Origin of the sequence: Flavobacterium panici (genome assembly GCF_024499525.1) — a bacterium.
GTDB lineage: Bacteria > Bacteroidota > Bacteroidia > Flavobacteriales > Flavobacteriaceae > Flavobacterium > Flavobacterium panici.
In genome coordinates, this window is sequence record NZ_CP100437.1 from 2,512,455 (window position 1) to 2,534,720 (window position 22,266).

Consider the following 22,266-nt stretch of genomic DNA (forward strand, 5'->3'; position numbering starts at 1 on the left):
TTTTTAATTTAAAAAGAATCAGAATGTTTACGTTCCCAAAAAATACAATTGTTATACTGTTTTTTGCTTTTTTACAATTCGCATATGCTCAGGAAAAAATACCGCATCTTCAAAAAAAAGGAAATAAAACGCAGCTCATTGTCAACAACAAACCTTTCATTATTCGCGGTGGAGAATTAGGAAATTCTTCGGCAACCACTATGGAAAGTATGGAACCCATTTGGGAAAAATTGACCGACATGAACCTCAACACCGTTTTAACTCCAATTTATTGGGAATTAATAGAAAAGGAGGAAGGCAAATTTGATTTTTCGTTAGTAGATGATTTGATTGTAAGAGCCCGAAAAAAAAATCTAAAACTCGTATTTCTTTGGTTTGGATCGTGGAAAAACAGCATGTCAAGTCACGCACCGGAATGGGTAAAACTGAATCAGAAAAAATATCCAAGAATAAAAGACGACAAAAATAAAAGCCATGAAATTCTAACGCCTTTTAGCGAAGAAAACCTGCAGGCCGATTTAAAAGCGTTCCAAAAACTAATGTCTCATATTAAAGATTTTGACCAAAAAGAACAAACCGTAATTATGGTTCAGGTTGAAAACGAAATCGGAATGCTGCCAACGGCACGCGATTATCATCCGTTAGCAAATGAAGCTTTCAAAAAAGAAGTTCCAAAAGAATTCATCCAATATTTACAGAAAAATAAAGAAAAACTAGTTCCAGAATTCTCAGCAATCTGGCAGAAAAACGGATTTAAAACAACCGGAAACTGGGAAGGAATTTTCGGAAAAAACCTCCAGACCGATGAAATTTTTATGGCCTGGTATTTCTCAAAATTCACCAATACAATTGCCAAAGCAGGAAAAGAAGTTTATCCAATTCCGATGTTTGTAAACGCAGCCTTAAACGCTCCAGAAAAGAAACCCGGAGAATATCCAAGCGCAGGGCCTTTGCCGCATGTAATGGATGTTTGGAAAGCAGCCGGAAACGCGATAGATTTTCTTTCACCAGATTTTTATAATCCGTTATTCAAGCAATGGAATGATTTATTTACAAGACAAGGCGATCCGTTATTTATTCCCGAACATCGTTTTGATGAAACCGCACCTTTTAAAGGTTTTTACGCAATAGGACATTATGAAGCCATTGGTTTTTCGCCTTTCTCCATAGAATCAGTAACCGATGCCAAAAAAGATCCACTAGGAAAAATTTATGATTTAGTGCAGCAGTTAACGCCAGTTATTGAAGCTAATAAAGGCCAAGGAAAAATTGATGGAGTTTTATTAGATAAAGTAAATAACACACAAATCATTAATCTAGGAAACTACGAATTTACCTTTAAACACGATTATACCCTAAATTGGTCAGAAGGTGCAAAAGCAGAAACCTGGCCAACATCAAGCGCCATAATTATAGAAATCACACCCAATGAATTTTACATTTCAGGTTCCGGAATTGTCGTGACTTTTAAACCTTTAAAAAATAAAACAACTAACGCCGGAATATTAAAAACAGACCAAGGAAAATTTGAAAACGAAAATTGGAGAACCATCAGACATTTCAACGGAGACCAAACCCATCAAGGAAGGCATCTGAGAATTTCAGTAGGTGATTACGAAATTCAAAAAATAAAACTATACATTTATGAATGATTTAATTCAACACTAATTGCACGAATTTGCACAAATTATCTTTATACAAATAAAAAATCTGCATAATCTGCGTGAAAAATTTTTAGCCACAGATTAAAATGATTTTTTAAAATTAATCAGTGTTAATCCTTATAATCTGTGGCAAAAAAAAATCAGCGTTAACCAGTATAATCCGTGTCATCAGTGGGCAAAAACAAACAAGATCAAATGAAAAAAATAATACTAGCAATACTTATAGTTTTCAATGCCAATGCTCAAATAAAATTACCAAGATTAATAAGCGACGGAATGATATTGCAGCGCGATACAAAAGTCAATATCTGGGGCTGGGCGTCACCAAAAGAAAAAATCGAACTCGATTTCAACCACAAAACATACAAAACCATTACAGCCGAAGACGGAAAATGGCAAATTCAGCTTCCATCACAAAAAGCAGGCGGGCCATACGAAATGACCTTAAAAGCATCCAACACAATCACCCTGAAAAACATACTTTTTGGTGACGTTTGGGTTTGTTCCGGTCAATCAAATATGCAGCTGTCAATGGAACGACTTAAATATAAATATCAGGATTATATCGCTAAAGCGGAGAATCCAAACATCAGACAATTTCTAGTTCCGAATCAATATTTTTTTGAAAGAGAAAATACCGATTTCTCTTCCGGAGAATGGATTGCAGCAAATCCAAACAGCGTTTTAAAATTCTCTGGAGTTGCTTATTTTTTCGCTTTAGAAATCTATGAAAAATACCAAATTCCGATTGGAATAATCAATTCCTCTTTAGGCGGTTCTCCGGCAGAAGCATGGATCAGCGAAGAAAACATTAAAAAATTCCCAGATTATTATCAGGAATATTTAAAGTTTAAAGATGGAAGTCTCGAAAAACAAATCGACGAAAACGACGATAAAGTAAGTTCAGACTGGGATAAATTACTAGACGAAACAGATCCCGGACTAAAAAATAAATGGGCATCTAAAATCGATAATTCCGATTGGAAAGTCATGAATGTTCCCGGTTATTGGGCAGATGGCGAACTCGGAAATATAAATGGTTCGGTTTGGTTTAAAAAAGAATTTACGCTTGAAAAAATAAAAGAAAATCAGGCCAAGATTATTTTAGGAAGAATCGTCGATGCTGATTCTGTTTTTGTAAACGGACATTTTGTTGGCACAACTTCCTATCAATATCCGCCTAGAATTTATTCTTTCAATTCCAATATTTTGAAAGAAGGAAAAAACGAAATTACGGTTAGAGTTATCAGTAATTCGGGTAAAGGCGGATTTGTATTGGATAAACCTTATGAGTTAATTAATGGTGATCAAACCATCGATTTAAAAGGAATCTGGAAATATAAATTAGGGGCAAAAATGTTACCGCTTCCGGCACAGACTTTCGTTAGATTAAAACCAGTCGGACTTTATAATGCCATGATTGCGCCTCTTAAAAATTATGGTATAAGAGGCGTGCTATGGTATCAGGGCGAATCAAGCACCAAAAAACCAGAAGAATATCTTCCTTTAATGGAGACTTTAATTGCGAACTGGCGCGCCCAATGGAAACAGGAAAAACTGCCTTTTTTATTCGTTCAGCTTGCCAATTATATGGAAACAAAACCGGAACCAGTCGAAAGTAATTGGGCAACTTTAAGACAGCAGCAATTGAATACGCTAAAAGTTCCAAATACAGGAATGGCCGTAATAATCGATGTAGGCGAGTGGAACGATATTCATCCTTTAAATAAATACGATGTCGGGAAAAGATTGTCGTTACAGGCAAGAAAATTGGTTTATGGTGAGAAAAATTTAGTCGCTTCGGGACCAATTTTTAAATCAATAAAAAAAGAAGGAAACAAGCTAATTCTAAGTTTTTCAGATATTGGAACCGGATTGCAAATCAAAACCGGAAGTGAATTAAAAGAATTCGCAATCGCCGGAAATGATGGAAAATTTGTCTGGGCAAAAGCCGTTATCGATGGCGATAAAGTTATCGTGAGTAATGATTCAATTACAGACCCTGTAAAAGTAAGATATGCTTGGGCAGATAATCCGGCTGAAGCCAATTTATACAATAAAGAAAATTTGCCGGCTTCGCCTTTTGAAGCAGATTTAAGTAAATAATTTTTAGCACCCATTTTATTCTGTAGAGACGCACAGTAGTGCGTCTAACGCAACGTAACCACAACGTATATCACTTTGCGCATAAGACGCACTGCTGTGCGTCTCTACGATATGCCTTGTGTTGATATTGTCGTCATTTTTTATACCCATTTTTTACTGTAGAGACGCACAGTAGTGCGTCTAACGCAACGTAACCACAACGTATATCACTTTACGCATAAGACGCACTGCTGTGTGTCTCTACGATATGCCTTGTGTTGATATTGTCGTCATTTTTTATACCCATTTTTTACTGTAGAGACGCACAGTAGTGCGTCTAACGCAACGTAACCACAACGTATATCACTTTACGCATAAGACGCACTGCTGTGCGTCTCTACAGATATACTTTATGTTGATATTATTGTCATTTTTTGCATTTCAAGATCTTAGATTTATTTTATTAAATACTAAAATTCGAATTTTCGAAATCTTATCTTTATAAAATTAAATAATGCATTTTTAAATCAATACAATAATGATAAAACCAATCGATTTTATAGAAAACTTTGATTTTTATTATCCAGATTATATTAATACTGCGCCTTGGAATATTGTTAACGAACTGGACAAAATACTTTTAGAAAAATTAAAACTTCTTTCAGCGGATTATAAAATAGAAGGAACAACTGCGATACACAAAACAGCCGTAATCGAAGAAGGCGTAACCTTAAAAGGAACAATTATAATTTCAGAAAATTGTTATGTTGGTGCGCACGCTTATTTGCGTGGCCCAATATTATTTGGTAAATCTGTAAAAATAGGCCCGGGTTCAGAGATAAAGCAATCGTTTATTTCTGATAATTCGGCAGTAGCACATTTTAATTACATAGGAAACAGTCTGATTGGTCAAAACATAAATTTTGAAGCAGGTTCAATTTGTGCCAATCATTATAACGAAAGAAAAAACAAAAACATTTCAGTTAAATATAAAGAAGACATTATCAATACACATTCAGATAAATTTGGATCGTTGTTAGGAGATAATTCTAAAGTTGGTGCAAATGCGGTTTTATCGCCGGGGACAATTTTAGATAAAAATAGTATTGTAAAAAGATTGCAGTTGATTGAGCAATTGGTAGAGGAATAACTTTACGCATAAGACGCACTGCTGTGCGTCTCTACGAAATAAAATGGGTATAAAATGATGATTCAACACAAAGCATATCTGTAGAGACGCACAGCAGTGCGTCTAACACAACGTAACCCCAACGAATATCGACAACAATCTGAAAACTGAGACTGCGACTGAAAACTAAAAAATTACTTATTCATCGCAATATACTCCGAAGGCGTCATCGTAAAATGCTTCTGAAAATTACGCCCAAAACTAGTCTGTGATTTATACCCCACCATTTCAGCAATCTCATACATTTTATAATTCTCATTTAAAAGCAATTCCGCAGCACGCTTTAAGCGGACGATATTAATCAACTCATTCGGACTCAAATTCGAAATATCTTTAATTTTTCGGTATAAAGTCGAGCGGCTCATGTTCATGATTTCTGCCAAAGATTCAACGCTTAAATCAGAATCCGTGATGTTTTTCAGGATTTCTTCGTCCAGTTTTTTTAGGAACTTTTCATCGGTTTTGTTATGCGCAATACTTTTAATGTGCGAAAGCGGAGAACTCGCATAATAATTCATAATCTGTTTTCTGTTTTCGATTAGATTATTCACCTGAACTTTTAAATAATCCATTGAAAAAGGTTTAGCGATATACGCATCGGCACCAACTTCAAGGCCGTCAATCTGCGATTTCAGCGAGTTTTTTGCAGTAAGCAAAATAACCGGAATATGACTAGTTTCTAAATTGGTTTTAATCTCTTTACACAACGTAATTCCGTCCATAACTGGCATCGAAACGTCGCTTATAACCAATTGAATATTCTCATTATGAATTATTTTTAACGCATTTTCGCCATTATCCGCTTTTAAAATCGTGTAAAACGGCGTTAATTCAGCCGTAATAAAATTCAATAAATCTTCATTGTCTTCAACCACTAAAAGCTGTGTTTTCTCGTGTTTGTTTTCGATTTCTACAGTTTCAGATTCTGCTTCAATTTCGTCTTTCTCTGTTTCATTATAAAACATAAATTCTTCTTCCTGACGAAGCGGAACAACAAGCTCAAAAATATTCAATTTTGAATCCGGAATTACTTGTAAATTTCCGTTATGCAATTGCGTTAACGAATGCGCCAGCGAAAGCCCAATTCCCGTTCCCGAAGTTGTATCCATATTATCAACCCTGAAAAACGGTTCAAAAATTTTATCTTTTAAATGAAACGGAATCAGATTTCCGTCATTTTTTACAATTAAAGTCAGTTTCTTTTCATCTCTAAAAAGCGTGATCGAAGCTTTATCTTTAGAATATTTAATAGCGTTGCTCATCAAGTTGCTCAGGATTTTTTTGAAAGCCTCTTTATCCACAAAAGCAAAAATATCTTTATCACCTAATTCCAGTTCAAATTCAATTCCTCTTTCTTCAATTAATTGACTGAATCTCAAATGTAAATTCCGAACCATCGACGAAATATTAGCTTCCACGAAAGTGAGTTTCAATCCACCAATTTCAGACTTTCTAAAATCCAGTAATTCATTCACCAATTTTAATAAACGAGAAGTGTTTTTCTTCATTATCGAAAGATTCTGAGGCACTTCCGGCAATATGTGATCCATAACCAAAAGTTTTTCCAAAGGGCCTTTTATCAACGTCAAAGGCGTTCTGATTTCATGCGCTACATTCGTAAAAAAGTCAATTTTGGCCTGATAGATTTCTTTCTCTTTTTCGTCGTTTAAATGTTTTATTTTTCGATTGTGTTTAATCTGAGTGAGATTTTGAGAATAACGAATGATGTAATAAAACGAACCGCATATCAGCAGAAAATAGAAAAAATACGCATAAGAACTCGCCCAAAACGGCGGCAGAATCCTGATTTTCAATTCCACTTCTTTACTCCAAACGCCAAAACTATTCAGCGATTTTACCTTAAAAACATAATCGCCAGGCGCCAATTCCGTAAAGAAAACTTTATTGTTGCGTTCCAGATAAACCCAGTCATTATTGACGTTTTCAAGTTTATACCAATATTCCGTAAGTTCTGGCGCGGTATAATTTAACGAAGCAAATTCCAGATTAAACGACGATTGACTGTTGTTGAGTTCGAGTTCGTCAATATGCGCAATAGATTGTTTTATGGGCGAATCATTTTCATTGGCGTCAATATCCTTATTATTGATTTGCAGATTGGTAATAAAAGTCGAAGGTGTGTATTTGTTCTTGGTAAAATTCTTAGGGTTGAAACTGATCATTCCGTTTAAATTCCCGAAATACATATCGCCGTTTGTATCCTTAAAAGCCGACGCATAATTAAACTGATCGCTCAATAAACCATTTGCCGTTGTATAAATTTTAATGCTTTTATGATCCGGGCCAAATTTCACCAAACCTTTAGAAGTCGTCAACCATAAATTTTTAGCTTCATCTTCTAAAATCGAATAAACGACATTACTCGGAAATCCGTTTTTGGTGGTGAATTTTTTAAAAGTCCTTGTTTTTTTATCAAATAAATCCAAGCCGTTTTCGGTTGCAAACCATAAATTTTTAGAACTGTCTTCAAAAATATAATTGATCGAATTATTACTGATTCCGTTTGGGTTTTTGTAATCATAAATAAAAACCTCTTTCTTTTTTGTTTTCGGATTGTAATAAAACAAACCATCACGATAACTTCCTGCCCAGAGATTTCCGTCGCTGTCTTCTTTATAAGTCGTATAATGTGTGGTTTCTGGGAAAGTTTTTAAGGTTTCAAAATTGTCGTTTTGTTCATTGTATAAATAAAGTCCCATTGTTGTAATCACGATCAATTCATCCTTTTTGGTTTCATAAAAAGAAAAAATGAAATTACTACGCAATCCCGACGCTGGATTATTAGCACTATAATGTCGCACAACGTTACCCGAATTTCGGTCTAAAACATCTAAACCATGTTCAAAAGTTCCTACCCAGATTTTATCTTTTCTGGGCATTAAAGCATGAATATTATAATAGGAAACACTGCTTTTGCTTCCGTTTGGTAAATACGACGTAAACTGCTGTGTTTTTGGATTAAATCGGTTTAAACCGGCATCTTCGGTTCCAATCCATAAATCGCCTTTATCATCTTTATGAATTTCCCTAACGGCGCTTCCGCTAATAGAATTTTGTCCTTTCTGCGGGAAATATTTCTTAAACTGCGTATATTGTTTTTGATGGTAATTGATGCCGCCAAAATACGTTCCAACCCAAATTCCATTTTCTTTATCAATAGTTATAGAATAAGCCGCATTATCTGAAATCGCATACGGATCATTGTAATTTTTTTTAAGATTAATGTTCGATTTCGTTTTCAGATTATAAACATAAACTCCAGATTCGCTGGCAATCCAAAGTTCATCATTTCCTCTCTTTTTAAACTGGCGCACATAAACCGGTTTTTTAGTCGAAAATTCTAAACTCGAAGTTGTTTTATTGTGAATGTTATAAAGTAAAACGCCGTCGTCTTGTGTGCCAATTACAATATTATTTTTGTCTAAAGCATAAATAATGGTAATTCTAAAATTGGAAGAACTTGCAGGAGGAGTAATTGGAATATTTTCAAAAGAAAGATTCTCTTCAGAATAACGATAGATTTTATTTAAAGAAGAAGCCCAAATTTGCCCATTTGCATCTCTGGAAATCGAAGTGGCAATGAAATATTTATTTGGGTTAAAAGTTTTAGTTTCCTTTTTTGTTGTCGAATATTTATAGAGAATATTTCCAGAGATAAACCAGATATTTCCGTTTTTATCATGATTAATATCGTTGATACGATCGTTAATCGCTTCGTTTAAAACCGTAAACTGATCTGTTTTTTTATCGTGTTGATACAAACCTTTATCAGTTCCTACCCAAATTACACCTTTATATTCATGTAAAGACTGAATATAATTGCTTCCTAAAGTATGAATTGGGTCTGCATTGCTTCTGTAAGTTTTAAAACGATAACCGTCAAATCGGTTTAAACCGTCTTTTGTTCCAAACCACATAAAGCCATCTTCATCCTGTAAAGAAGTTAAAACAGTGTTGTTAGAAAGTCCTTCTTCAACCTGAAAATGTTTGAAATAATATTCCTGTGCCTGAATAAAATTTATCGAAAAAAGCGAAAAAAATAATAAAAGAAAGAATTTACGCATAGTTGTGTTTTTTAGGATAAAACAAGGACTTATTCAAATCGTGTCAATATTCAACAAAATGTTGCAAGCCGCTATATTTCTGATCTTTTTTATACAATTTGAATCATTTGAGATAGAAATTGACACAAATGAATCATTTTATTTTGAATTAAAATCATCTACTTTGGATTTTCAAACAAATCATATTGATAATTTTTAGGCTAAAAAAATACAGCATCAATAAAATTAAGTTTGAAAAAATACACCATTAATAATTTTGAATTAAAATGAACACATTATTATTACTGAGCAATATTAATTATTTTTTTGCTCGCATCAGAGATGATTAGAATTTTTAAAAAACAATTGTAAAACCAACCAAGAAATGAAAACTATCTAAATGACAAATCAATGAAAACAAAGATCACTCAAATTTTAAAGCAGAGATATTACCTCTTGTTTTTCTTTAGTTTATTATTACAACAAACGTATGCACAACAGCAAATAACCATAACGGGAAAAGTAGTTTCTGCAACAGGAGAATCAATTCCGTTTGCTAACGTTGTCATAAAAAACACAAAAAATGGTGCAGTTACCGATTTTGACGGTACTTATAAAATAGCCGCAGCAGGAAACCAAACATTGGTTTTTAGTTCACAAGGCTATAAAACAACAGAAATTGAAATCAACAACAAAACGTCTATCAATGTTACTTTACAAGAAGATGCAATGAAATTGGATGAAATTGTAGTTGTAGGTTACGGATCACAGCAGAAAAAAGATCTTACAGGAGCTGTTTCGCTGGTAAAAGCTACAGAAATCCAAAAACGTCAGGTAACTACTGTTGCTGATGGATTACAAGGTTTAGTTACCGGAGTTAAGGTTCGCGGCGGCGGACGTCCGGGGCAGGAAGCCAGTGTAGAGATTCGGGGTCTTAAAAATCTTCAAAATACAAATCCATTATATGTAATTGATGGACTAGTTACTTCTGCAAACAGAGATTTTAACCCAAATGATATTGAAAGCATTCAGGTTTTAAAAGATGCATCTGCGGCAGCAATCTATGGTTCAAGAGCAGCAAATGGTGTGATTATTATTACCACAAAAAAAGGTAAAAAAGGGCCGCTTCAAATTGATGTTTCGGCAAAAAGCAGTTTTACAACTATCCCACGCTATGATTTAGCGGGAACAGAAGAGTTTGCCAGATTAAATAATATGGCTTATGATAATGCCGGAATGACAAGACAAAACCTGAATATGGCAGTTAATACAGACTGGCAGGATGCAGTTTTTAGAACAGGAATGATGCAGGATTATAATGCCAGCGTCTCTGGCGGAAATGAAAACTCTACCTTCTTTATGTCGGGGAATTATTTTGGAAATGAAGGAGCAGTAATCGGAACTGATTTTGACAGAATTTCATTCCGTGTAAATTCAAGCGGAACAAAAGGAATTTTCAGTATTGGAGAAAACTTAGCTATTAGTAATTCTAAAACAGATGAAATGTCTGGAAATCCAATTATTGATGTGTACAGAATGACGCCGACAATTCCGCTTTACGACGCAGCTAATCCTGGAGGATACGGTTACGGTAAGCAAGGTGTTGCAGATACTTTTGGAACAAACCCTCTTGCAATTGCTGATTTTGCCAATACGATCAACGAAAATTTCAGAATTAGAGGAAATATCTGGTCTGAACTAAAATTTGCTCCATGGTTGAAATATCGTTTCAATTTTGGATATGAAACTAGTTTTGACTCTTATAAATTCATGAGAAAAGTAGGGAACTGGACGTTAAATCAACCGATAGATCCATCTCAGACAGATCAAAATAAAGGAAGATCACAAACAACATTGTTCGAAAATACTTTGACTTTCAAAAAAGAATTTGGAAAACATGATATAACGGTTCTAGTTGGTCAGACTTTTCAAAAAGACAAATACGATCAAATTTATGGTACAAAAAGAAACCTGCCAATAAACTCCGGAACTGGACAATATTATGAGGTTTTAAACCAAGGAGATTCGCCGGTAGTTGGTGGTTTTATTAATGAAGCAGCTCTTGCATCTTATCTTGGAAGAATTGAATACAATTATGATAACCGTTATTTATTAAATGCTGTTTTAAGACGCGACGGATCATCAAGATTTAGTGATGCAAACAAATGGGGGAATTTCCCTTCTGTTTCGGCAGGATGGAGAATAAGCAACGAATCATTTTTTAAATCAGAGTTTATTAAAGATTTAAAATTAAGAGCGAGTTATGGAGAATTAGGTTCTGGAAATATTAAAGAGTACGAATACAAAAGTTTCGTTAATAATTTTGGACAGATTGTGTTAGGTCAAAATTTATATCCTTCAGCAACTCAGGTAAAATTATCAAATTCAGAACTGCGTTGGGAAAAATTAAAACAAACCAATTTTGGATTAGACTTAGGCGTTTTAAATAATGATTTACGTCTTACAGCAGATTATTTTATCGCTCGTACAGAAGATGTATTATTTGGTTTCCCAATTTTATTAACGACAGGAAATGACGGCGGAAATCCAATTTCTAATGCTGCAACTGTTGAAAATAAAGGTTTTGAATTAGAATTAGCTTACAGCAAAAAAATCAATGAATTCTCGTTTAATGCTTCTATCAACTTTACAAAAGTTAACAACAAACTGGTTTCATTAGGTAACGGACAAAACGAAAACATTTCTGGAAATACAATCACAAGAGCTGGTATGCCGGTAGGAATGTGGTATGTTTTACAAACAGATGGATTGTTTCAAAATCAACAGGAAATTGATAACTACAAAAATGCTAATGGACAAGTAATTATGCCAAATGCTGTTCCTGGAGATATTCGTTTTAAAGATGTTAATGGGGACGGGCAAATTACAAGTACTGATAAAGCTATTGTGGGAAGCCCATGGCCAGAATTCGAAATGGGTTTAAATGCAGGAGCAGAATATAAAGGTTTTGATTTTTCTATGAACTGGATTGCTTCTCACGGAGCAACTGTTTATAACGGATTTAGAAGTGTTGTAGACAGATTCGATGATAATAGTAATTACAGAGCCGGTATCCAGCCTTGGACACCAGAAAATCCAAATACAGATTTTCCTAGAATAACAAAAGGGTCAACTTTAAATTCAAGAGGAGACAGCGACCGTTTCTTAGAAAATGGAGATTTTATCAGACTTAAGTACATTGGATTTGGTTATAACCTGCCTCAAAGTGTCTTGAAAAATTCAGGTATTTCGAGAGCAAGATTAACATTATCAGCACAAAATATTATTACAATTACTAAATATAAAGGTTTAGATCCTGAATTTACAAACAGTAATATTTTTGAAAGAGGCGTTGATAATGGTGCTTTCCCGAATCTTCAAACGTATTCTTTTGGTGTTGATTTTAGCTTTTAATTTAAAAAAATAGCATAATGAAAAAAATAATCATAATAACCGCAGCTTTTCTGGGTCTTGTTTTTACAGCTTGTGAAAGTGAATTAGACCTGAACAGCCCTAATGATATTACAGTAGACCAATATTGGAAAACTGAAAGTGATGCTCAGGCTGGTGTAAACTCAATTTACGCTATGTTTTACAAAGATGGTCTTTGGGCAAGATGGATGTATTTCCGTTTAGATTTGACTTCTGATGAAGGATATAGTGTAAGCCCGTGGACAGAATTAGCAGACTGGACACGATTCAATTATATCAATTATAATTTTTGGGAAGGAAATGCTGTAACATGGAGAGATACCTACAAAGCCATTTTTAGATGTAATCAGGTTTTAGCAAATGTTCCGAATATCACATTTCAAAATGAAGATGATAAAAAGAAAATTATTGCTCAGGCTAAATTTTTCAGAGCATTACATTATTACTATGCAGCCGTAATCTGGGAAGATATTCCGTTAGTTTTAGATCCATCTACACCGGCAGATTTACCACAACAAAAAAAGGTAACTGAAATTTGGGCTCAGATTGAGAAAGATTTAAACGAAGCTTTTGTGGATTTACCAGCGCAATGGCCATCTGATCAAACCGGAAGACCTGATAAAGGAGCTGCCAAAGCATTTTTGGCAAAATTATACATGCAGCAGCACAAATGGCCAGAAGCCAAAACGGCGCTAGAATATTTGATTACAGGGCCAGGTGCAAGATATGGACTGGTTACTAATTACAGAGATAATTTTACAGATGTAAACGAAAACAACAGCGAATCTGTTTTTGAAATTCAGTTTGGAGATCAAAGAAAAGGAGGAACTGGTGAAGATCCAAACGCTGCAGTTTCCAGCAACCGAGGTCAGTTTTTTGCTCCAAGAGGAATTGGATGGTCTGACGGACAAGCACGTTTATGGCTGGTAAATGCTTTCAAGGCCGAACCAAATAAAGATGGTAATCTTGATACTCGTTTAAGATGGACTTTATATTATCCGGAATTATTAGCTGATTTTGGAGATAAAACCTACGGAAGAAACTGGGAATGGAACAATAATGAAGCCTGGTTTAGAAAAGGAAGCCGTGATTATTACAGAAATAATGAAGATTATTACAGCCAGGTAAATTACAGATTAGTTCGTTATGCTGATATTTTACTGCGCTATGCCGAAGTTTTGAACGAAACAGGAAATACAGCACAAGCCTATCAATATGTTGATTTAGTAAGAGCCCGTGTAAACATGAACACTTTAGCAGTTGCTCATCCTGAAATAGGAAACGATCATGATAAATTCTTAGAACGTTTAAAAACAGAGAGAGTTTTAGAATTAGCAGGAGAAAGCGTGCGTTGGGAAGACTTAAAACGCTGGGGAGATTTAGATACTCAGGCTGCTGTTGATAAAATTGCGCTTCGTGATCCGGATTTTAAAAACTTCAAAGTGGGTAAAAATCATAGAATGCCAATTCCACAAAGTGATGTAGATAATAATCCAAATCTGGAACAAAATTCAGGATATTAAAAACTAATTTTTTTAAGGGAATCAGATGCATTTGTCTGATTCCCTTATCATAAAGAACGATTGTTCATAATAACAAAATTTATAATGAGAAAAGTAAAATTGTGTCTGACATTTATGTTGGCAGGATTAGTATTGCTAAGCTGCAACAACAAAAAGAATACTACCGAAGAAAATAAAAACGAAACTGCTGCAGTTGAAAAAAGAGAAATCTGGACAAAAGATCAAGCCAATAAATGGTATGCAGAACAGCCTTGGTTAGTAGGTTCAAATTATTATCCTAGCACAGCTATAAACCAATTAGAGATGTGGCAGGAAGATACTTTTGATCCAAAAAGAATTGATCAGGAATTGGGCTGGGCAGAAAATTTAGGCATGAATGTAATGCGCGTTTACCTGCACGATTTATTGCACCAGCAAGATGCGGAAGGATTTTACAAACGCATGGATCAATTTTTAGAAATTGCAGATAAACATCATATTAAAACCCTTTTCGTTTTATTTGATTCCTGCTGGGATCCCTTTCCTGCTTTAGGAAAACAACGCGCGCCAAAACCGCACACGCACAACTCAGGCTGGGTACAGAGTCCGGGGCAAAAAGTATTGCAGGATAAAACACAATATCCTCGTTTAGAGAAATATGTAAAAGAAACCGTTGCACATTTTAAAGATGACAAACGTATTTTAGGCTGGGATGTTTGGAACGAACCAGATAATATGACAGGTCCATCTTACGAAAAAATCGAAATCAAAAATAAAGTTGATTTAATCCTTCCTCTTTTAAAAAATGTTTTCGTTTGGGCAAGAGAAAGCAATCCTTCACAGCCATTAACTTCTGGAGTTTGGGTTGGAGACTGGAGCGACGAAGCCAAAATGAAACCAATGCACAAAATGCAGATCGAACAATCTGATATTGTTTCATTCCACAATTACAACACACCTCAGGATTTCGAAAAAGTTATCAAACAATTACAGCGTTACGGAAAACCTTTATTATGTACAGAATACATGGCAAGACCAAACGGAAGTACTTTCGAAGGCTTTTTACCAATCGCAAGAAAATACAATGTTGGAATGATCAACTGGGGATTTGTTGACGGAAAAACACAAACGAAATACGCTTGGGACAGCTGGACGAAAACATACAACGCAGAACCAAAAGTATGGTTTCACGAAGTATTACACACAGACGGAACACCATACATAAAAGCCGAAACAGATTTAATCAAAAAACTAACATCTGAGGCTAATAAGAAGTAGAATTATTGGCCACAGATTTCACAGATTAAACGGATTTTCACTGGTCAATTTTATTAAAATTAATTTAGAAAATTAAAATCAGTGAAAATCCGATTAATCCGAGGGCAATAAAAATAAATCATTTTAATCCTTTTAATCTGTGGCAAAAAAATAATTAGTGAAAATTAGTGGAATTCGTGGCAAAAAACATTTTAATTTTTAGCAACATGAAAAAAAATACAATAAAACAGCTCCTTTTTCTAATGGTAATTTTGGTTGGATTTTCTGCGAAAGCACAACAGCCAGATCCGCCGGGGCAAGTAAAAGGAAATGAAAAACCCAAAAACGAAGCCTATCTTTTTGCGCACATGACGCACAACGATTACGGCAGGTTATACTATTCTGTAAGTTTGGACGGTTTGCATTGGGAAAACCTCAACAACGGAAAACGAGTTTTTGAAGAATACAAAGGACATCCCGATATCTGCAAAGGCCCGGACGGAAAATATTACATCGCAGGAAATACAGGCGACGATGCAAAAAGTATCAACATCTGGGTTTCGGATGATTTAATTACATGGAAAAAACATTCAGACTATACGCCTGATTTAAAAAGCACGCCTGATTATTCAAACGCTTTACAGCGAATTGGCGCTCCAAAATTATACTACGACAAAGATTCTGAAAAGTTTATTATGACTTGGCACACGCCGCATCTTGAAGGGACAAAAGAAGATGGTGAACGTTATTGGGCAAGTCAGCGAACGTTGTATGTTTTGTCTAAAGATTTAAAAACTTTTGAAGGAACACCAAAACGTTTATTCGATTGGGATATGGGAACTATTGATGTTTTTATTCGTAAAGTCGGCGATTCTTATTACGCCGTAATTAAAGATGAAACGTATCCGACTTTGTACTGGACAACCGGAAAAACCATCCGAATTGCCAAATCAAAATCCCTTTTAGGACCTTATTCTTTGCCTCAGCAATCGATTAGTCCAAATTTTAGAGAAGCGCCAATGTTAATTCCTTCTCCAGATGATAAAATATGGTATATGTATTACGAACAATATCCGGGCGTTTCATACGGATTATCCATCGCAGATAATCTAAATGGACCTTGGTTTCAGGCTTCAGGATATACTTTTTTCTCAGACTGGGATAAATACAGTTTCCCAGAAAAAGTACGACACGGCTGCATGGTTACAATCTCTAAAAATGAATACGACAGTTTAGTGAAGAAATTTGGAAAGAAGAATTAAGATGAAAGTATTAAGTATTAAGATTTTAGTTTAAGTATAAACTGAAATAAGATTATAGAAAAGTCTTAATACTTAGTACTAAAATCTTAATACATAAAAAATTGGTTAGTAAAGTTAGTGTTTGAAATTACCAGACTATGTGGATATGGTCTGGTAATTTATTTAGTAAATAAGAAACAGTAATAATCGAGGAAATTATTGCGTAAAACAATATAAAATGAATAAGAAAACTACAGTTCTGGTGGCGCTTTTTTTAAGCTGTCTAGTTCATGCACAATGGAAACCGCAAGGCGATAAAATCAAAACAAAATGGGCAGCACAGGTTGATCCGAACAAAACTTTACCAGAATATCCCCGTCCAATTATGGAGCGTAGCCAATGGAAAAATCTGAATGGATTATGGAATTATGCCATTCAGGAATTTGGCAAAACGGCGCCTTCAAAATATGACGGGCAAATTTTGGTTCCGTTTGCGGTTGAATCAAGTTTGTCTGGCGTGATGAAAGAAGTTGGGGCAAAAAATGAACTTTGGTACGAAACCAATTTTTCAATTGAATCAAACTGGAGCGGAAAAAATATTCTGCTGCATTTTGGAGCTGTAGACTGGAAAACAGAAGTTTTTATTAATGATATAAAAGTTGGTTCACATACTGGCGGATACACACCCTTTTCATTTGATATTACACCTTTTATCCAAAAAGGAAAAACTCAAAAATTAGTTGTAAAAGTTTGGGATCCTTCAAACGACGGCCCTCAGCCCAGAGGAAAACAAGTTAAAAATCCAGAAGGAATTTGGTACACACCTGTTACCGGAATCTGGCAAACGGTTTGGATTGAACCTGTAAATGCTAAAAACATTTCAGAATTAAAAACAACACCAAATATTGATCAAAATACGATCAGTATTAAAGCCGATGTAAACGGAGCAGAAAAAGGGGATTTAGTTGAAATTGCTGTTTTTGACGGAGGAAAAGAAATTGCAAAAGAAAAAGCCGTAGTTGGCGAAAGCAATGATATTGTTTTAAATGCTCCAAAGTTATGGTCGCCGGAAAATCCGTTTTTATATCAGACAAAAATCCGTTTAATCACTAAGAATAAAGTCGTCGATGAAGTGAAAAGTTATTTTGCGATGCGAAAAATTTCATCAAAACGAGATGAAAACGGAATCATGAGAATGCAGTTAAATAATAAAGATTATTTTCAATTTGGGCCTTTAGATCAAGGTTGGTGGCCAGAAGGATTGTATACTGCACCAACTGACGAAGCTTTAAAATACGATATTATTAAAACTAAAGAATTAGGTTTTAATATGATTCGTAAACATGTGAAAGTAGAACCAGAACGCTGGTACACGCATTGCGATCAGTTAGGAATTTTAGTTTGGCAAGATATGCCAAGCGGTGATGAACAACTAGTTTGGCAAGATAAAAAGTATTTTGAAGGTACAGAATTACAGCGTACTCCAAAATCACAAGAAATCTACAAAAAAGAATGGAAGGAGATAATGGATCATTTGTATTCGTATCCAAGTATTGTAGTTTGGGTTCCTTTTAATGAAGCCTGGGGGCAATTCAAAACCGTAGAAATTACAGAATGGACTAAAAATCATGATCCAAGTCGTTTAATTAATTCTTCAAGCGGAGGAAATCATTTTCAAACGGGTGATATTTTAGATTTACACAAATATCCAGCTCCAGAATTGTATTTGTATGATGCCAGAAGAGTTACTGTTTTAGGCGAATATGGCGGAATCGGACTTCCGTTAGAAGGACATTTATGGAGAGCAAATGACAATTGGGGTTATGTGAAATTTAAAAACGAAGCAGAAGTTACTGCCGAATATGTAAAGTACGCTCAAATCCTTAAAAGCTTAGTAAAAACAGGATTTTCGGCAGCAGTTTATACGCAGACAACCGATGTTGAAGGCGAAGTAAACGGTTTTATGACCTACGACAGAAAAGTAGACAAAATGAATTTTAAAGCTGTAAATCAAATTAATACTGAAGTTATTAATGCTTTGAATCATTAAATAGTGATTTTTTTAAACACATAGAAACATAGTTTTTAGTTCCTCAAAATGACAAACAGCTTTGCGAACTTCGACTTCTTTTGAAGTGACAAAGCTGAGAAAAAACCTTTGTGAACTTTGCGAAAACCTTTGCGTCTTTGCGTTAAAAAACACGCCCAACAATAAAAAAACTAAAATGAAAAAATACCTATTCCTTTTTCTGTTCACAACCATAAGTTTTGCCCAGCAAAAAACATTCACAAATCCCATTCTGCCAGCAGGTGCAGACCCGTATAGCACATATTACAAAGGCTATTATTACTACACCAATACCCTTGGAAATCGTTTGGTTTTGTGGAAAACAAAAGATTTATCAGACATCAAAAATGCGGAAAGCAAAGTAATCTGGACACCGCCAAAAAACACTAATTATTCAGCAGAAATCTGGGCACCGGAGTTTCATATTATAAACGGAAAATGGTACTGTTATTTTGCTGCAGATAATGGTGATAACAACAACCACAGAATGTATGTTTTAGAAAATAAATCATCAGATCCGTTTAAAGGGAATTTTGAATTTAAAGGAAAAATTGCTGCGAAAACCGATAAATGGGCAATTGACGGAAATATTTTCGAACATAAAAAACAACTCTACATGATTTGGGCTGGCTGGGAAGGCGACACAAACGGACAGCAGAATATTTATATCGCTAAAATGAAAAACCCACTTGAAATTGACGGCGACCGCGTAATGATTTCGGCACCAACAAACGATTGGGAAACGCACGGAGCATTGCATGATGATGTAAATCCTGCACAAGTAAATGTAAACGAAGGCCCGCAGTTTTTAGAAAGAAATGGTAAAATTTTCATTGTGTTTTCGGCAAGCGGATGCTGGACAGATTTTTATTCTTTGGGATTATTAACTTTTAACGGAAGCGATAATTTATTAGATGCAAATGCATGGAAAAAATCTCCGCAACCAATTTTTAAACAATCCGATAAAAATAAGGTTTACGCACCGGGACATAATTCATTCTTTAAATCTCCTGATGGCAAAGAAGACTGGATTTTATATCACGCCAACTCTAATCCGGGTGAAGGCTGCGGAAACAAAAGATCACCAAGAATGCAAAAAATTGATTGGGATGCAAACGGATTTCCGGTTTTAGGAGAACCTGTTAGTGAAGAAACCAAACTAGCAATTCCATCAAAATAAAACTATAAAAACTAACCAGAGGATAATATTACTTTTTCCTCGCAATGACATAAAAATGAAAAATATTCAAATCGCTGCGGTTGTTTTACTGGCACTTTTTCAGTTTAATTGCAAAGACAATAAAAAAGAAAATACAACTTCAACTAAAACTACCGAAATAAAATCAGATTCGGTAAATACCGTTTTAGAAACTAAAAATTTTGCTACAATAATCGAAGGTAAAAAAGTCAATTTATACTGGATAGAAAACAAAGGAATCAAAGCCGCTTTTACCAATTACGGCGGAAGATTAATCGGACTTTGGGTTAACGATAAAAACGGAAAACCAACCGATGTTGTTGTTGGAATGAACAGTGCAAAAGGCTTTAAAACCTCAACAGAACCTTATTTTGGAGCAACAATCGGAAGAGTTGGAAACCGAATTGGAAAAGGGAAATTTACTTTAGAAGGAAAACAATATCAAGTTCCGTTAAATAATGGAAAAAATGCTTTGCACGGCGGTATAAAAGGTTTTCAGGATGTAGTTTGGAATGCCCAAAAAGCAAACGAAAACACGTTGGTTTTTACTTACGTTTCTCCAGATGGAGAACAAGGTTTTCCAGGAAATTTAACCGTAAAAGTAACGTATACGATTACGGATGATAATTCAGTAAAAATGGAATACGAAGCGACAACAGACAAAACAACTTTAGTTAATTTAACCAATCATGCCTTTTTTAATTTAAACGGAGAAGGAAGCGGCACAATCTTAAATCATGAATTACAGATTTATGCTAACGAATTCACGCCGGTTGATGAAGGTTTGATTCCGAGTGGAGAATTAAAACCCGTAAAAAATACTGTTTTTGATTTTACTTCAAAACATACAATTGGCGAAAGAATCGAAGCGAAAGATGAGCAGTTGAAATTTGGAAAAGGTTACGATCATAATTATGTTTTAAATGGAACCAAGAAAAACGGACTGAATCATGCTGCAACAATTTCTGGAGATAAATCTGGAATTACAATGGATATTTTTACAGAAGAACCTGGTTTACAGTTTTACAGCGGTAATTTCATGCAGTCAAAAAACACATTTAAATCTGGTTCAAAAGATGACTTCAGAACAGCTTTTGCTCTAGAAACACAACATTTCCCAGACGCACCAAATCAGCCAAAATTTGCTCCGATTGTTTTGAAAGTGGGAGAAAAATATCATACGGTTTCTTATTATCAGTTTTCTGTGAAATAAGTTATAAGCTATGAGTTCAAAGTTTGTCATTTCGAGGAACGAGAAATCGCACACGAAACTCCGTACAGAAAATCGCCAATCTTTGTCGAATCACTTGTGCGATTTCTCGTTCCTCGAAATGACAAAAAATGACGATAAACTTTGCGCCCTTCGACTTCGCTCAGGGTGACATAAAATGAGAAAAAAACTTTGTGTCCTTTGCGTAATTCTTAGCGCTCTTCGGTTAAAAAAACTTAGCGTTAAAACCTAAAACCAATAAAAAATGAAAAAAATCTTATCCCTAATAACATCACTTTGTGTCTTCGCAGCCTGCTCGCAGGAAAAAGACACCAACCAATCAAAACCAATAGAAGTAAAACCAGCACCAGCAATTTTACTGGCCGATCCAACCATTTTTTACAATAATGGAACCTACTATTTATATGGAACCACAAGCGGAGATATTCCAAATGGAGAAGGATTTCAGGTTTATACTTCTTCGGATTTAAAAGACTGGAAAGGCCCGGTTGGAGCGCAGAATGGTCTGGCTTTTAAAAAAGGAGATGCTTTTGGAGACAAAGGATTTTGGGCACCTCAGATTCTTTCGTATCAAAATAAATTTTATATGATTTATACGGCGAATGAAAATATTGCTGTTGCTACAAGTGACAGTCCGCTTGGGCCATTTAAAAGTGATTCAAAAGAACCGATTATTAAAACCGGAAACCAAATCGATCCGTTTATTTTTATTGATGAAGATGGAAAAAAATATTTGTATCATGTTCGTTTAACAAACGGAAACCGAATTTTCGTGGCAGAAATAAACGACGATTTTAAAAGCATAAAACCAGAAACTTTAACGGAATGTATTTCTGGAACTATGCTTTGGGAAAATACACAAAACGTAAGCTGGCCGGTTACAGAAGGACCAACCGTTTTAAAACACAACGGTTTGTATTATATGATTTATTCGGCAAATGATTTCAGAAATATAGATTATGCCGTTGGTTATGCAACCAGTAAAAGTCCGCTTGGACCTTGGGAAAAAGCTGTAGACAGCCCAATTATCAGTAGAAAAAACACCAAACAAAACGGAATTGGTCACGGCGATGTATTTTGGGATAAAGACAATAAAATGCATTATGTTTTGCACACTCATTATAGCGAAAGTGCCGTTTCGCCAAGAAAAGCCGGAATTATTTCAATTGAATTTAAAGATGGAAAAATAGTAGCTGATCCTGCAAGTTTTCAGTTTCTAAAAGTTAATTAATAACATCCAGTTATCATTCCTTAGGAATGTTTCGTCGGTAGAAAAAAATAAAGTTCAGTCATATTTACGTTCCGTAGGAACGTTTGGGTATGTAAGATTATTAA

Annotated in this window: 12 protein-coding genes; 11 read left to right on the forward strand and 1 reads right to left on the reverse strand. The window is 34.9% G+C overall.

Annotated elements, in window-relative coordinates; all coding sequences use genetic code 11:
- The first annotated feature begins 23 nt into the window (after positions 1–23).
- The 3 genes from NLJ00_RS10960 (at position 24) to NLJ00_RS10970 (ending at position 4,899) form a co-directional block, all read left to right on the forward strand.
- A complete protein-coding gene (locus tag NLJ00_RS10960) occupies positions 24–1,652 on the forward strand; it encodes a GH35 family beta-galactosidase (protein WP_256637192.1) in 1,629 nt (542 codons plus the stop codon).
- A gap of 207 nt (positions 1,653–1,859) precedes the next feature.
- Complete coding sequence (locus tag NLJ00_RS10965) at positions 1,860–3,770, forward strand: sialate O-acetylesterase (protein ID WP_256637193.1); 1,911 nt, start codon at positions 1,860–1,862, stop codon at positions 3,768–3,770.
- Between the two features lie 517 nt (positions 3,771–4,287).
- The gene (locus NLJ00_RS10970) at positions 4,288–4,899 is read left to right on the forward strand and encodes an LbetaH domain-containing protein (RefSeq protein ID WP_256637194.1); all 612 of its coding nucleotides are present in this window, start codon (positions 4,288–4,290) and stop codon (positions 4,897–4,899) included.
- A 173-nt stretch (positions 4,900–5,072) separates the two neighbouring features.
- On the opposite strand, the gene NLJ00_RS10975 is transcribed toward NLJ00_RS10970, so the two are convergent.
- Positions 5,073–9,023, reverse strand: a complete 3,951-nt coding sequence (locus NLJ00_RS10975; protein WP_256637195.1) for a hybrid sensor histidine kinase/response regulator transcription factor — start codon at positions 9,021–9,023, stop codon at positions 5,073–5,075.
- A 390-nt stretch (positions 9,024–9,413) separates the two neighbouring features.
- Between NLJ00_RS10975 and NLJ00_RS10980 the strand changes: the two genes are divergently transcribed.
- From NLJ00_RS10980 to NLJ00_RS11015, 8 genes are all read left to right on the forward strand, one after another.
- Complete coding sequence (locus NLJ00_RS10980) at positions 9,414–12,416, forward strand: SusC/RagA family TonB-linked outer membrane protein (RefSeq protein ID WP_053473050.1); 3,003 nt, start codon at positions 9,414–9,416, stop codon at positions 12,414–12,416.
- 17 nt (positions 12,417–12,433) lie between these two features.
- Positions 12,434–13,957, forward strand: a complete 1,524-nt coding sequence (locus NLJ00_RS10985) for a RagB/SusD family nutrient uptake outer membrane protein (protein WP_256637196.1) — start codon at positions 12,434–12,436, stop codon at positions 13,955–13,957.
- A gap of 84 nt (positions 13,958–14,041) precedes the next feature.
- Entirely contained in the window at positions 14,042–15,214 is a 1,173-nt protein-coding gene (locus tag NLJ00_RS10990) for a glycoside hydrolase 5 family protein (protein WP_256637197.1), read from the forward strand.
- A gap of 206 nt (positions 15,215–15,420) precedes the next feature.
- Positions 15,421–16,455, forward strand: a complete 1,035-nt coding sequence (locus NLJ00_RS10995) for a glycoside hydrolase family 43 protein (RefSeq protein WP_256637198.1) — start codon at positions 15,421–15,423, stop codon at positions 16,453–16,455.
- 217 nt (positions 16,456–16,672) lie between these two features.
- Positions 16,673–18,484, forward strand: coding sequence for a glycoside hydrolase family 2 protein (locus NLJ00_RS11000; RefSeq protein ID WP_256637199.1), 1,812 nt, complete (start codon positions 16,673–16,675; stop codon positions 18,482–18,484).
- 175 nt (positions 18,485–18,659) lie between these two features.
- Positions 18,660–19,682, forward strand: coding sequence for a glycoside hydrolase family 43 protein (locus NLJ00_RS11005; protein ID WP_256637200.1), 1,023 nt, complete (start codon positions 18,660–18,662; stop codon positions 19,680–19,682).
- A gap of 55 nt (positions 19,683–19,737) precedes the next feature.
- Positions 19,738–20,913, forward strand: a complete 1,176-nt coding sequence (locus NLJ00_RS11010) for an aldose epimerase family protein (protein WP_256637201.1) — start codon at positions 19,738–19,740, stop codon at positions 20,911–20,913.
- Between the two features lie 262 nt (positions 20,914–21,175).
- Complete coding sequence (locus NLJ00_RS11015; protein WP_256637202.1) at positions 21,176–22,162, forward strand: glycoside hydrolase family 43 protein; 987 nt, start codon at positions 21,176–21,178, stop codon at positions 22,160–22,162.
- Positions 22,163–22,266 lie beyond the last annotated feature (104 nt).